The sequence below is a fragment of the Ekhidna sp. ABH4_415 genome (assembly GCF_056161305.1).
On the sequence record NZ_JBSWYW010000006.1, the window covers coordinates 349,031 to 363,268 of the forward strand.

At 42.3% G+C, this 14,238-nt stretch carries 12 protein-coding genes; 5 read left to right on the forward strand and 7 right to left on the reverse strand.

Annotated features, from left to right (window positions below; genetic code table 11):
* Positions 1–57 precede the first annotated feature (57 nt).
* Positions 58–2,127, reverse strand: coding sequence for an alpha-ketoacid dehydrogenase subunit alpha/beta (locus ACXAH9_RS12825; protein ID WP_474895256.1), 2,070 nt, complete (start codon positions 2,125–2,127; stop codon positions 58–60).
* A 207-nt stretch (positions 2,128–2,334) separates the two neighbouring features.
* Positions 2,335–3,123 carry a hypothetical protein gene (locus ACXAH9_RS12830; protein ID WP_474895257.1) on the reverse strand — a complete coding sequence of 263 codons (789 nt, stop codon included), beginning with the start codon at positions 3,121–3,123 and terminating at the stop codon, positions 2,335–2,337.
* Positions 3,124–3,184: 61 nt separating this feature from the next.
* On the opposite strand from ACXAH9_RS12830, the gene ACXAH9_RS12835 reads away from it, so the two are divergent.
* Complete coding sequence (locus ACXAH9_RS12835) at positions 3,185–3,646, forward strand: hypothetical protein (protein ID WP_474895258.1); 462 nt, start codon at positions 3,185–3,187, stop codon at positions 3,644–3,646.
* Between the two features lie 32 nt (positions 3,647–3,678).
* On the opposite strand, the gene ACXAH9_RS12840 is transcribed toward ACXAH9_RS12835, so the two are convergent.
* Positions 3,679–4,434, reverse strand: coding sequence for an enoyl-CoA hydratase/isomerase family protein (locus ACXAH9_RS12840; RefSeq protein ID WP_474895259.1), 756 nt, complete (start codon positions 4,432–4,434; stop codon positions 3,679–3,681).
* Between the two features lie 95 nt (positions 4,435–4,529).
* Here ACXAH9_RS12840 and ACXAH9_RS12845 point away from each other — a divergent pair, with 95 nt between their 5' ends.
* Positions 4,530–5,441: a universal stress protein gene (locus tag ACXAH9_RS12845; RefSeq protein WP_474895260.1), complete on the forward strand. Its 912-nt coding sequence runs from the start codon at positions 4,530–4,532 to the stop codon at positions 5,439–5,441.
* Positions 5,442–5,451: 10 nt separating this feature from the next.
* Here ACXAH9_RS12845 and paaZ read toward each other — a convergent pair whose 3' ends face one another.
* The 3 genes from paaZ to ACXAH9_RS12860 are packed head-to-tail and all read right to left on the reverse strand — an operon-like array spanning position 5,452 to position 8,797.
* On the reverse strand, positions 5,452–7,503 hold the full coding sequence (gene paaZ / locus ACXAH9_RS12850; protein WP_474895261.1) for a phenylacetic acid degradation bifunctional protein PaaZ: 2,052 nt from the start codon (positions 7,501–7,503) through the stop codon (positions 5,452–5,454).
* Positions 7,504–7,556: 53 nt separating this feature from the next.
* Positions 7,557–8,174: a deoxynucleoside kinase gene (locus ACXAH9_RS12855; RefSeq protein ID WP_474895294.1), complete on the reverse strand. Its 618-nt coding sequence runs from the start codon at positions 8,172–8,174 to the stop codon at positions 7,557–7,559.
* A gap of 32 nt (positions 8,175–8,206) precedes the next feature.
* Positions 8,207–8,797 (reverse strand): acyltransferase, encoded by a 591-nt coding sequence (locus tag ACXAH9_RS12860; RefSeq protein WP_474895262.1) that lies wholly within the window; start codon positions 8,795–8,797, stop codon positions 8,207–8,209.
* A gap of 98 nt (positions 8,798–8,895) precedes the next feature.
* Here ACXAH9_RS12860 and ACXAH9_RS12865 point away from each other — a divergent pair, with 98 nt between their 5' ends.
* Together ACXAH9_RS12865 and ACXAH9_RS12870 are read left to right on the forward strand one after the other, a co-directional pair.
* The gene (locus tag ACXAH9_RS12865) at positions 8,896–9,432 is read left to right on the forward strand and encodes a hypothetical protein (protein WP_474895263.1); all 537 of its coding nucleotides are present in this window, start codon (positions 8,896–8,898) and stop codon (positions 9,430–9,432) included.
* Between the two features lie 97 nt (positions 9,433–9,529).
* Positions 9,530–10,027: a hypothetical protein gene (locus ACXAH9_RS12870; protein WP_474895264.1), complete on the forward strand. Its 498-nt coding sequence runs from the start codon at positions 9,530–9,532 to the stop codon at positions 10,025–10,027.
* A gap of 19 nt (positions 10,028–10,046) precedes the next feature.
* On the opposite strand, the gene pcaF is transcribed toward ACXAH9_RS12870, so the two are convergent.
* Positions 10,047–11,252, reverse strand: a complete 1,206-nt coding sequence (pcaF, locus tag ACXAH9_RS12875) for a 3-oxoadipyl-CoA thiolase (protein ID WP_474895265.1) — start codon at positions 11,250–11,252, stop codon at positions 10,047–10,049.
* Positions 11,253–11,412: 160 nt separating this feature from the next.
* Here pcaF and carB point away from each other — a divergent pair, with 160 nt between their 5' ends.
* Positions 11,413–14,229 carry a carbamoyl-phosphate synthase large subunit gene (gene carB / locus ACXAH9_RS12880; RefSeq protein WP_474895266.1) on the forward strand — a complete coding sequence of 939 codons (2,817 nt, stop codon included), beginning with the start codon at positions 11,413–11,415 and terminating at the stop codon, positions 14,227–14,229.
* Positions 14,230–14,238 lie beyond the last annotated feature (9 nt).

Here is a 14,238-nt window from a genome sequence, read left to right on the forward strand (position 1 = left end):
GGATCTTCCTGGCCGGTAGGCCGACTTGATTTGGGATCTTTTTACTCACTCACTTAACTAAAACGCCAATATCTCCCTAATCTTCTCACTGATACGATCCGCATTCGGCACTACTGATTCCATCAACGGCACATTGTGTGGGAGTGGAATGTCCGGCATGGCAATTCGCTCTACCGGGGCATCCAGGTAACTGAAGCCTTCTGAAGCCAGTACTGCAGCGATTTCAGCTCCAAAACCTGCTGTTAAAGCATCTTCATGCACAATCAGACACTTGTTTGTTTTCTTAATGGAGTTAAGCACCGCCTCTTTGTCCCAAGGCATGATGGTGCGCAGATCCAGAATATCTGCAGAAATACCGGTTTCATCTACTGCCGCCTCACACGCTTCACACATTGCTCCCCAGGTTACCAAGGTGATGTCTGTTCCTTCTCGGAGGAGGTTCGCTTTTCCAAACGGGACCACAAACTCATCTCCCGGATACGGTCGACGCGCGTAGCGGTTATCGTTCAGATTTCGGTGCTCGAAGAACATCGTCGGATTATCTGATCGCATAGCAGATCGGATCAGTCCCACCGCATCCTGTGCATTGCTAGGGAAGGCCACCTGCCAGCCAATAGCATGGGCAAACATTACTTCATTCGTCACAGAGTGCCATGGGTCACCCACTTTGGCAAATCCTCCCGGCATTCGTACCACAATCGGGGCAGCAAATCGGTTCGCTGTTCTCCAGCGTGTGGTGCCACAGTTGTTGAGTTGCTCCATCGCCGGGTCGGCATATTTTCTAAACTGGATCTCCGCCACCGGCATCAGGCCGGCATAGGCCATGCCCACTGCACGACCGATGATTCCTTCTTCGGAAAGCGAGGTGTCAAACACCCGATCTTTCCCGTATTTAGACTGCAATCCCATGGTTACCGCATGCACACCACCTTTCATTCCCACATCTTCTCCAAAGACCAATACTTTTGGGTTGGTCTTAAGCTCATAATCCAAGGCAAGATTGATTGCTTCACCAATGTTGATTCGGCGCTTATCCGGTTTCGGTTCTTCTGAAGAGGTTGGAAATTCATGTCCTGATGGTCGCAATCCGCCAATACCTTGCACTTCATCCGGTTCTGAGAAAACGTATTTTTTGATTTTTGCAGGATCTGGAGCCGGACGGTTCAGCGCGGCTTCAGCTGATTTATCTACAATTTCCTGAGCTTCTTTTTCCAATGCTTTCCATTCCTTATCTGAAAACATCTTTTTTACTGCTTTCAAGGGGTCATTGGCCTGCTCTTTCTTCACCAGCTTTTCATCCTTATAGGCCTGATTGTCTTGATAGGAGTGACCATTCAGTCTAGGTACTGTTAGTCGAACCAGCGCCGGGCCTTTTCGTGAGCGCACATGATCTGTTCCTGCTTTTAGTAGTTTATATGCTTCTTCAGGATCGGTTCCACTTCCATCCCAGATGTCAAGGTTTTTAAATGAAGCTAAGTTCTCGGCAATGTTTTTCCCAGGAGTCTGGTATTCGCTTGTTACCGAAATGCCATAGCCATTGTCTTCGATATAGAAGAGTACAGGGAGCTTTTGTGTGGTGGCAATTGTCAATGCAGACCAAAAACCATTGGTAGCTACTGAGCCATCCCCACCCAAAATAGCCGAAATCGAATCTTTATAGGTTTTATCTTTTAATGTTTTGGCGTGATACTCGATACTTTGTGCCCAGCCAATTGCGGGTGTATATTGTGAGCCCACATCACCGGCCATTGGCAGTACCACACAGCCACGCTCTGATTTAGGCATGTTGCACACCACTCCAATATCTCGCCCGTCGCTGTATCCACCTGAACGTGTGAGGGGCGCAGAGAGTGCATCTTCAACAGATAAGCCAAGCCCGATCATAAGCGGACGCGAACGATAATAGGCGCTAGCTGCATCTTTTGGTTTATCCAGTAGATCGGCCAGGATCAGTTGGCCTAGCTCATGGCCCCTGGCGGAAAACTGATATAGTACCTTTTTTTCCGGTACTAGCTTGTTTTCTTCCAGGTCGTCCATCGCTCTTGAGATAAGCATTTTCAGCGCAATCTCTTTCCAGTCTATCGCGGAATCTTTCTTTTTTTTGGGTGCTGTTGCTGTTTTTGCCATAACTAATTTTTGGGAGCGCTAAGATACAAAACGCAAAGGTTTGCGACGAAACCGTTTATCAGATCCTGCCAGTCATTTTTAATGTCTGTATAGAAGTAAACATTAAAAAAGTTATTATTTGATGTTTAGAAATATAAAAGGAGGTTTTGGGCCTCCTTCCTCAATCTAATCTGGTGTTACGTACAATTCTCCGTAGAGCATCCGTCATTATTTGGTCTCTTCTTTTATCTCCGTCGCTTGTCTATATAGCTGCCGAACTTCCTCTTCAGTAAAATCTGGAAATAAGCTTTGGACCATGGTTACTGCTGTTTCTTCATTAGGTGCTCTGTCTATTCCTTTGGAGACAATTTCTTTTTCGATTTCACTCCTCTTTTGAGGGCTAAGCTTACTGTTAATTAACGGGAGAGCTAATTCAGAAGCATCTACTATGGCTTGAAGAATCCTGCTTCTGTCTCTCATAAAGGTTATGAACCTTCCAAAATTGTCATAATTCTTTGCCCATAGGACTTGATATTCGGAACTACTTTTCGAAAGTCCTTCAGGCATAGATTGATACTTAAGAGAAGTATCAGTCATTAATCGTTCGGCATGTTCCAATTTTTTTATTTCAACAAAAAGCTCTTGCAGGGCATTATACAATTCAAAATCTATGATTTCTGTGTTTTGTAGATTGATGGCATATTCAATGATCTGATAAGAATATTGTGGTTCGATAAATCGCCAGTTATTGAAATAGGGTGAATAATTTCCCTCTTTACGTATATTTTCCAGTTTTTCTACTTCACCTGCCATGTAACCTGCCATTCCAGGCATTTGAAGTCGAAAGTGTTCCAGTTCAAATTTTAAGGCAGTGAATACTTTTTCCTGCTCTTTTGCGTCTCTGCTTTCTAACGCTTTGCTCTGAATTAAGAAGGCGATATAAACACCAATAATTACGACTAGTAAGTCCACAAAGGCCCACGCCCATTTACCTCTCGTTGATTTAGATGAAAACATGATCAGGTTGTTTCTGGTAAAAATATAAATTTATAATCGCATCAATGTTTTGCTCACTATCATGAAGAACATTGTACTATATCTATTTCTGAGGCTATTTCTTAATATCACCTATGCTCAAGAAATGCCAAAAGACACAGCTACGTTCATTATCAATCAGGTTAAATCGCTTAGCAATGCGACGTATACCTATGATTGCTATCGTCTGAACTTTGAGGATTGTAATCTGGAAATACAAGAAACGAATTTGAAGGATGACTCGAAATGGAAGATTTATGCAGTTTGGTTAATGGATTTAGATGAAACCAAAATGCGAATACTGCCACAACCCAATGGCGAATATGGTTTGATGCTGGAAAGCTCGCTTCCAAGGAAGATTAAGTATTCGAGTCATAGGGATTCTGGTCGAAGGAATTTGATTCCCTTATTTTCAAGTGATCGTCAAAAACTTATCGATTTGGGTCAGGCGATTTACTATGCTACCAAAAAATGCAAGCAATCAGGAAGGGCGAGTGATTATTAAAATTAGAAAAGCCCGATTACTCGGGCTAAATCTTATTTATTCTTGAATTTCTGAATGAAATTCCTGGTGAAATCTGAAAGCACCAGCTTACCACTCATTTCAGCGCGCTCAGCCAATAGCTGATCCCAGTTCTCTGTTCCTTTCCAGAAAACTTTTTTGAGTTCAGCCATCGCCTCCGGATTGTAAGCTGCCAATTTTTCAGCTAATTGATTGACTGCCTTATCTAAAGACTCAACGTCATCATAGAGCTTACCAAAAAGTCCTTTTTGGTGCGCCCATTTTGGATCAAAAAATTCGTCTGGATTCATAGCCATTTGCGACATGGCAGAAAGGCCTACTTTTCTTTCAATGGCAGGTCCTACAACGAATGGACCGATTCCCAAAGCAAGCTCACTCAGCTTAATTGCAGAATGTTTTGAAGCAAAGCAGTAATCAACAGAGGCCGCCAAGCCAATGCCACCACCAACAGCTTTTCCCTGCAAGCGACCAATGATAAATTTTGGACACTTTCTCATTGCGTTGATCACATTGGCAAAGCCCATAAAAAACTTCTTTCCATTTTCAGGACTGTCCACTGCCATCAGCTCATCAAAGCTGGCACCAGCACAGAACGTACGATTACCACCGCTTTTAAGAATGATCACTTTGATGTCTGGATTATTCCCTGCCTTAGTGATTGTGTCGGCTAGTTTTTTCAGAATGTCTCCCGGTAAGGAGTTACTCTGCTCAGTAAAAAATTCAACGTTACCGATTCCGTTTTGTATGTCTAGGTTTACATAGTTGCTCATAGGTGCAAAAATAAGTGCAATCAATTTACATGTAGTCATTATTTGGACGCACTCCTCTTTATTGATATCATTGAAATCTCTACTATCTTTATCAGATGTCCGAAGTTAGCTTTAGAAAGACCCTTGTCACTCTTGATGCCACCCTAATGGATGGATTTGTTCTCGAGTATGTATCCAACTTTTACAAGTTATTTGGAATAAAAGAGATCGTATTTCTGCATGTAATAAAAGAAATCGATACCCGAATTGAAATGGCTGGGTATACTGAAGCTGAGAATGGCGCCTTAGATGAAATTATGGCTAAGTTAAACAGGAAGGTTAGCCAGTATGACTTTAAAGAATGCGATTGCAAAATAGAGGTGAAGCAAGGATCTCCTTCGTCAATCATTTTAAAGTATGCCGTTGAAGCATCTTTTGATTTAATTGTAATGGGCAGGAAACGTTCTCTCGGAGGTTCTGGCATTGTTTCCAGCCATATTGCACGTAAGAGCCCTACTTCGATCTTATTCGTTACACAAAACATGAATCCATCCTTACGGCATATTTTGGTTCCAGTGGATTTTTCTGAACATTCATCCCTTGCAGTTAAGGCTGGTTTAAGGATCGAAGTGCTTTCTGAAGCTAAGCTGTCTCTAATCAATATTTTCGATGTTCCACTGGGTTATTATAAATTGGGCAAGACCTATGAGGAATTCGCAAAAATTATGGAAGGTCATGCGAAGAAAGATTTTGACCTATTCCTTAAGACAAATGAAATAGATAAAAAATATCCCTGTCATTTTAATGTCAGAGGATCCAAATCGAAGATTGATATTGTGTTTGAGCATGCACTTGACTCTAGAAGTGACCTTATTATAATCGGATCACAAGGAAGAACGAATGCTTCAGCCGTTTTGCTGGGATCATTTGCGGAGAAAATGGTTTTTAGAGACACTGATATCCCGGTTTTGATCATAAAAAAAGAAGGAGAGAACATGTCCCTCCTTCAAGCATTACTTTCGTTATGATCGCAGAGATTTAACTCTGATCACGTTTTTTTATCATCGTTAAAATCGTAGCAATTGCCACGGTTTCTCCAGTTTCATCATAGACGTCCACGAGGAATTTCACAATACCTTTAGCGATATCGTCTTTCTTTTCCTGATCTACTTTTTGTTTTACTGTGCACCTAACACCTATGGTCATGCCAGGATAAACGGGTTTAGTGAATCGACATTCCTCTAACCCATAATTCAAAAGAACCGGCCCTTTCTTCGCCTGAACAAATAGCCCGGCAGCAGCAGATAGGATGAAGTAGCCATGTGCCACACGCCCTTCGAAGGTGGTTCCTTCCAGAGAAGTCACATCCGTGTGAGCGTAAAAGTGATCCCAGCTCACATTAGCAAACGTGACAATGTCACCTTCTGTAATGGTTCGCTTTGCTGTAATTACCGTGTCACCAATTTCCAGATCTTCAAAATACTTTGAGAATGGATGGGTCTCGGTATCCTTATACTCACCACCATACTGGTATTGCTGAGTGATTTCGGTCAGTGTCGTAGGAGATCCCTGAATCGCTGTACGTTGCAGGTAGTGCATTACGCCTCGCTTTCCTCCCATCTCTTCACCACCTCCGGCACGCCCCGGACCTCCATGCACAAGCTGTGGCATAGGAGAACCGTGACCGGTAGATTCTTTCGCACATTCCTGATTTAATACCAGGATTCTACCATGGTGAGTCGAAGCTCCAACCACATATTCTCTAGCCAGTTTATCATCTGCCGTGGTGATAGACGAGCAAAGTGATCCTTTCCCTTTTTTGGAAATAGCAATCGCCTCATCCATTGTTTTGTATGGAAGGATCGTACTTACAGGACCAAATGCTTCGATGTTGTGCACTTCTTCTGTGTCCAATGGTTTTTGGTTCACGAAGAGCATTGGCGACATAAACGCGCCTTTTTTCCAGTCCGCACCCATGGCCTCACCCACATTATCCAGTGAACCGTATACCAGCTCAGAAGTTTTTGCCAGTTCCGCAACACGCTTAGTTACTTCTTCGAGCTGTTCTTTTCCAGCCAGGGCGCCCATTCGCACACCCTCCACATCGGGATCGCCAATCGTGGTTTTTTCAAATGCTTTGCCCAATGCGATTTGTACATCTTCTACCAGCTTTTCTGGGACTATGATTCTTCGTACTGCCGTACATTTTTGTCCGCATTTCACGGTGATCTCTTTCCGGACCTCTTTGATAAATAGATCGAATTCCGGTGTTCCTGGAACTGCATCTTCTCCGAGAACCGCACAGTTTAGCGAGTCAGCTTCTAGGTTGAATGGAACTGAATTTTCAACAATCTGAGGAAGCGTCTTTAATTTTTTTCCTGTGTCAAATGATCCGGTAAATGTTACAACATCCTGAGAATCTACATGATCCAAAATACCATTACCATATCCTGCTACTAACTGAAGAGCCCCTTCCGGTAGAATTTTGGAATCAATGATTTCCTTCACCATGGCCTCAGTGAGGTAGCAGGTTTGTTCTGCCGGCTTCACGATGCATGGCATTCCGGCCAGCCAGTTTACTGCTGCTTTTTCCAGCATTCCCCAGATCGGGAAGTTAAACGCATTGATGTGTACTGCAACTCCATCTTTTGGCACCATGATGTGGTGTCCAATAAATGTTCCTTCTTTTGAAAGGCCTACGGTATCGCCATCCACATGATAGGGGAGGTCCGGAAATTGTCTTCTGAGAGATGCATTTGAAAATACATTACCAATTCCGCCCTCAATATCAATCCAGCTATCTACACGAGTGGCCCCTGTTGCTTTGCTGACTTCATAAAACTTCTCCTTATTGTCTAAAAGGTGGAAGGCTAAAGCCTTTAACATCAAGCCTCGCTCCTGGAAGGTCATTTTCCTCAATGCAGCATTCCCCACATTTCGAGCATGATCATAAGCATCTTTGAAATCAATTCCTTCAATGGTGTGAGCAGCTACCGGATCTCCGGTGATGGCATGATGAAGTACCTCACCGTCTCCAGCACCCTCCATCCATTTTCCAGCTATGTAATGTTTTATTTTGGGTATTGACATGAGTTATTTATTCTAGGTTCAGATGTAAAGTTAAGCAGATATCAAAAGCTCTGTTAACTAAAAAGGCCGTGCAGTTCCGTATCAATTTTGAAGACTATGTCTGAGAAATCTTCTGTGTTTTTCACAAAGTCAATTTCTGAAACATCTACGATCAGTAGTCGGCCAGCTTCATAATTATTGATCCAGTTTTCATAATGCTCATTCAAGCCTTTTAAGTATTCGATTCGGATCAGGTTTTCATAGTCTCTGCCTCTTGTTTCTATATTTTTTACCAGCTTGCTTATGTCGGATCTTAAGTAAATAAGCAGGTCAGGTGGTTTCACAAACTCAATCATAGAGTCAAATAATGCACGGTAGTTTTGATAATCTCTTTCTTTAAAGAAACCCTGCTTATAAAGGCTCTCAGCAAAAATGTATGCATCCTCGTAAATCGTACGATCCTGAATGATGGTCTTGTCCCCACGTCTGAGTTTGTTGATTTGTTCAAAACGACTATTCAAAAAATAGATTTGAAGGTGAAATGTCCATTTGTGCATGTCGCCATAGAAGTCTTGTAGGTAAGGGTTGTCCTCTACAGACTCAAATTCTGCCTGCCAACCATAGTGTTTGGCGAGCATCTCTGTCAGTGTAGTTTTTCCAGCTCCAATATTGCCGGAAACAGCAATGTGCATATTTTGATCCGTCATGTAATTAAAATCGTCTATTATTTTGTTTCGTTCCAGGTTTTATATGCAGCTGATGCTATCGGTCGGTCCGGTTCAACCTCCCGTAAAGGTTCACATTCCTTAAGGGTGTCGTAACACTCTTCGGGAAGCTTTTGGTATAGTTTGGTTCCTTCCGTTTTCCAGGCAATCATTTCATCACTCACCTCTTTTACTTTCTTTGCTGGATTACCTACTATCAAACCTCGAGGTGCGAAGATAGAATCCGCTTTGATAAAGGCAAGAGCCCCAACAATGCATTCATCCCCAATCTCCGAATTATCCATGATAACTGCATTCATACCCACCAATACATTACTTCCAATATTGGCTCCATGTACAATAGCACCATGTCCAATGTGTGCACTTTCTTTCAGCGTGATGGTTATTCCTGGAAACATATGGATGGTGCAATTTTCCTGAACATTGCATCCATCCTCGATCACAATTCGGCCCCAATCTCCGCGAATGGCGGCTCCAGGACCGACGTACACATCTTTTCCTATAATAACATCCCCAGTTACAGCGGCAAGAGGGTGGATGAATGAAGAGGGATGGATGACTGGTTTGAGGTTATTGAATTCGTATATCATTGATGCTTAATTACTTAAAAAAATGCTGCTTTAATGCTATTTACTTTTTGTGAACTTATCACTAGCTTGCGTGCAAAAATCAATAACCAACTACTATTATGAAAAAGTTAATTTTAAGTATTTGCGCTATCGCGTTATTTGCCTACACTGCTAGTGCTCAGTTTCACATCGAATTGGGACCGAACTTCAACATGCCACAAGGGGATTTTGCTGATTCTTATAAGTTGGGAGTTGGTTTCTACATCGAGCCAAAATATGCAATGACTGAAAACATCGATTTAGGGCTTTACATTGGTAGCAATGGATTTGCTGGTGAAGATTTTTCATCTGGAGGAGTTTCCGGATCTGCCTCAGCTACAGCTATTGTTCCTGTGCTTGCTACCGGTACATATCGATTTTCAACTAGTAATGTAACACCATATGCTGGACTTGGGTTAGGAATGTATTTTGCAAAGGGTGCTGAAGTAACTTTTGGAGGCACAACTACTGAAGGAGAAAGCTCAACAGAATTTGGTTTTGCACCACGTGCTGGTGTTTATATCGGTAGAATGAATTTGGGTGCAGCCTATAACATCGTAAAAGATGCTAACTACATTCAATTCAACCTTGGAGTAAGAATTCTAAGTAGGGATTAATTCTCAATTAAATAAGTAAATTAAAAAGGGGCAATAGCCCCTTTTTTTGTTGGGGGTTTGTGAATTAAACCTGGCCTTAATAGTAAACCTTGATACTATGAGGGTTCTGGTTTATTCATTGCTTTCTTTAGGATTGGCTCATTTTTCATTTTGTCAACCTTATTCGAAGAATTTTAGCAAGTCCTTTCATCTCCAGGTTGGTACTGGCATTTCTGTAAGTGATGGGGCCTTTGGTCAAGCATTTTACCTTGAGCCTCAGTTAACATTCGCCAATAATAATTCGGTTGGTTTCGAATTAAGCTACAAAAACCTCAAATGGTTGGGGAGTAAACATCATAAACTTAATTCTTTTTTGCTCACTTATCAGGTTAGGAAACGAGGCAAACACATTATGCCTTATTTCAGCGGCCGGCTTGGATACTTTCGATTTCATAAAATGAAAGATCGTGAGCAACCTTCTTACGGAACTTTTGGTGGAGGGATAACTTCTGGCGTATTTATATTTAATGTTAACATTGGCATAGAAATTCACTGGTATTCTAAGTATCAACCCATTGAAAGCGGTGGTGGCATCTTCATTAAGTTAAGATTTTAGCAAGATGAGCGACTTTAATCTATGTTCTCTCCAGAATAACGGCATACCCCTGACCCACACCTATACACATGGTGCAAAGAGCATACTGTTTCCCTGTCTTTTGTAATTGTAAAGCTGCAGAGAGAGTAATCCTTGCTCCAGTCATTCCCAATGGGTGACCAATAGCAATCGCACCTCCGTTTGGATTGATGCGTTCATCGTCATCGTCAAGTCCAAGTGTTCGAGTACAAGCCAATGACTGAGCTGCAAATGCTTCATTCAATTCAATGATATCTATCTGATCCAATGTAAGACCAGCTTTGGCTAATGCTTTCTTTGAAGCCTCTACGGGACCAATTCCCATGATGCGAGGTTCAACACCTACTACTCCGGATGATACTATTCTTGCAAGAGGTTTTAAGCCGTGATTTTTAACGCCCTCTTCTGAGGCCACTAATACCGCAGCAGCACCATCATTTAATCCGGAAGAGTTTCCGGCAGTAACCGAACCATCCTTCTTGAATGCTGCTCGCAGCTTTCCAAGTACTTCCAATGAAGTGGTTGGTTTAACAAATTCATCTTTAGCAAAAATGATAGAATCTGCTTTTCGCTGTGGGATCTCTACCGCAACAATTTCTTCATCTAATCGGCCATTTTTCTGAGCTTCTGTTGCTTTCATCTGAGATCGATAGGCGAATGCATCCTGATCTTTCCGACTGATTTTATGAATTTCCACAAGGTTTTCAGCGGTCTGTCCCATGCCATCCGTACCGTAAAGCTCTTCCATCTTAGGATTGATGAATCTCCACCCAAAACTGGAATCGAACATTTTAGCATCCGTTCCGAATGGTTTGGCCGATTTAGATATCACCCAGGGTCCACGGGTCATGTTCTCTACACCGCCTGAAATAAACAAGTCACCATCTCCTGTCTTAATAGCGCGATTTGCATGAACTATCGCAGACATTCCTGAGGCACACAATCGATTGACAGTTTCACCTGGAACAGAAAAAGGAAGACCTGCTAAAAGCAAAGCCATACGTGCGACGTTCCTGTTATCTTCCCCAGCCTGGTTGGCACAGCCCATGATTACTTCATCGATGGCTTTTGGATCAAGATTCGAATTTCTACTCATCAACTCCTTAATGACTAAGGCAGCCAAATCATCTGTTCGTACCGCTGAGAGCGTTCCTCCAAAATTTCCAATAGGTGTTCTTATTCCGTCAATGATGTATGCTTCTTTCATTTTTTGGGTCTTTACTGTTGCGCAAATATTCAGCCTTCTGGCTAACCTACCAATTAACCACATTACTAATTGAGAAATTCCTTTGCTACCCATCGTTCATACCTTAATTTTGCCGGAATTTGTTTTAACCTGATTAACTCACAGGAAATACACTCATCTCATGCCAAAAAACCCAAAAATTAAATCAGTCTTAATTATCGGAAGTGGTCCTATCATTATTGGTCAGGCTTGCGAATTTGATTATTCAGGATCTCAAGCTTCAAAATCGTTGCGCGAGGAAGGAATTGAGGTCACTTTGATCAATTCGAACCCTGCAACCATCATGACCGATCCGGTTACTGCTGATAATGTGTACCTGAAGCCCTTAACTAAACAATCGATTCGTGAAATTCTGGAGGAGCACCCGCAAATCGATGCGGTTCTCCCAACCATGGGAGGCCAAACCGCTCTTAATCTCGCGATTGATTGTGATAAAGCTGGAATATGGGAAAAATACAACGTGGAGATGATCGGTGTAAATATTGATGCCATCGAAACCACTGAAGACCGTGAGAAATTCCGTCATAAAATGATCGAGTTGGGTGTAGGGGTGTGTAAGGGAGAGACGGCAACATCCTTTTTGAAAGGAAAAGAAATTGCACAGGAAATTGGGTTTCCATTGGTAATCAGACCGTCTTATACACTAGGTGGGTATGGTGGTGGATTCGTTAATTCACCGGAAGAATTTGATACTGCATTGAATGCTGGCCTTCAGGCCTCACCGATACACGAGGTGTTAGTAGAGCAGAGTATTTTAGGCTGGAAGGAGTATGAGTTAGAGCTTCTTCGTGATAATCTCGGGAACATCATTATTATCTGTTCGATTGAGAACTTTGACCCAATGGGTGTTCACACAGGTGATTCGATTACCGTTGCACCAGCTATGACACTTTCTGATACTGTGTATCAGAGAATGCGTGACATGGCCAAACTTATGATGAACGGAATTGGTCACTTTGCGGGAGGATGCAATGTGCAGTTTTCAGTAAATCCGGACACAGAGGATATCATTGGAATTGAGATCAACCCAAGGGTTTCACGTTCATCTGCCCTCGCATCAAAAGCGACTGGCTACCCAATTGCAAAAATTGCAGCTAAGCTGGCGATAGGTTATAACCTGGATGAGCTCAGCAATCAAATCACAAAAACGACCTCAGCATTTTTCGAACCAGCAATTGACTATACAATTGTTAAAGTGCCGAGATGGAACTTCGATAAGTTCAAAGGATCGGATAGAAAACTTGGTCTCCAAATGAAGTCAGTTGGTGAGGCCATGGGGATCGGGAGAAATTTCCAGGAAGCGCTTCAAAAAGCCTGTCAGTCATTAGAGATCAAACGAAATGGATTAGGAGCAGATGGCAGGGAGCTAAAAGATCAGGAGGCGATTCTTCATAGCTTGGAGCATCCAAGCTGGAATAGACTATTCCATATTTATGATGCATTCAAGCTTGGAATCCCATTCAAGACTATACATAAACTTTCTAAGATAGATCCGTGGTTCTTAAATCAAATCGAAGAGCTCATTACGCTTGAGAAGGAGATTGAGAAATATAAGGTGGACTCCATTCCTAGGAGTCTTCTGATGGAAGCCAAACAAAAGGGATATGCTGATAGACAGATTGCTCACCTGATGGGCTGCCTTGAAAGCGAAGTTTATAAGAAAAGAAATGACGAAGGAATAAAGCGTGTTTATAAACTGGTAGATACGTGTGCAGCAGAATTTGAGGCACAAACTCCGTATTACTATTCTACGTTCGAGGATGAAAACGAGTCTGTTGTAACAGACAAAAAGAAAATCATTGTTCTCGGATCTGGTCCAAATAGAATAGGTCAGGGAATTGAGTTTGATTACTCATGTGTACATGGTGTGCTTGCTGCTAAGGAATGTGGTTATGAGACCATCATGATCAATTGTAATCCGGAGACTGTTTCTACGGATTTTGATGTTGCAGATAAACTATACTTTGAGCCAGTTTTCTGGGAGCACATTTATGACATTATTCTTCATGAAAAGCCGGAAGGAGTAATCGTTCAGCTTGGAGGGCAGACAGCTCTTAAGCTGGCTGAAAAATTGGATAGATATGGAATCAAGATTCTGGGGACAAGCTTCGAAGCACTGGATTTAGCAGAGGCACGTGGGAGATTCTCAGATCTTTTAAAAGAAAACGACATTCCTTATCCATTGTATGGAGCTATAGAAAGTGCAGAAGAGGCAGTAGAGCTTTCGAAAGAATTAGGGTTTCCGCTTTTGGTAAGGCCTAGCTATGTGCTAGGTGGGCAAAGCATGAAGATCGTGATCAACGAGACAGAACTGGAACAGCACGTAGTTGATATCATCAAAGACAAGCCCGACGGAGAAATCCTTCTAGATCATTTCCTTAAAGGTGCAATAGAGGCAGAAGCTGATGCTATATGTGATGGAGAAAATGTTTACATCATTGGTATCATGCAACACATTGAGCCAGCAGGTATCCACTCCGGAGATTCTTATGCGGTACTTCCTCCTTACAATCTGGGAGACCTGGTTATCCGACAAATTGAAGACTATACTAAGAAGATTGCTGTGGCACTAGAGACTGTTGGGTTGATCAATATCCAGTTTGCGGTGAAAGATGACAAGGTTTATATCATTGAGGCGAATCCACGTGCGTCGAGAACAGTTCCGTTTATCTGTAAGGCTTATCGTGAGCCGTATGTAAACTATGCGACCAAAATCATGCTTGGGGAGAAGAAGCTTTCAGACTTTGAATTCAAGCCTTATAAAAAAGGGTATGCGATTAAGGAGCCGGTATTCTCATTTCATAAGTTCCCGAATGTAAACAAAGAGTTGGGCCCTGAAATGAAGTCAACCGGAGAGGCGATTTACTTCATAGATGATTTGATGGATGATTATTTCATGGAAATTTACGCTGAGCGAAACTTGTATCTGAGTCGATAAGTTAAATAG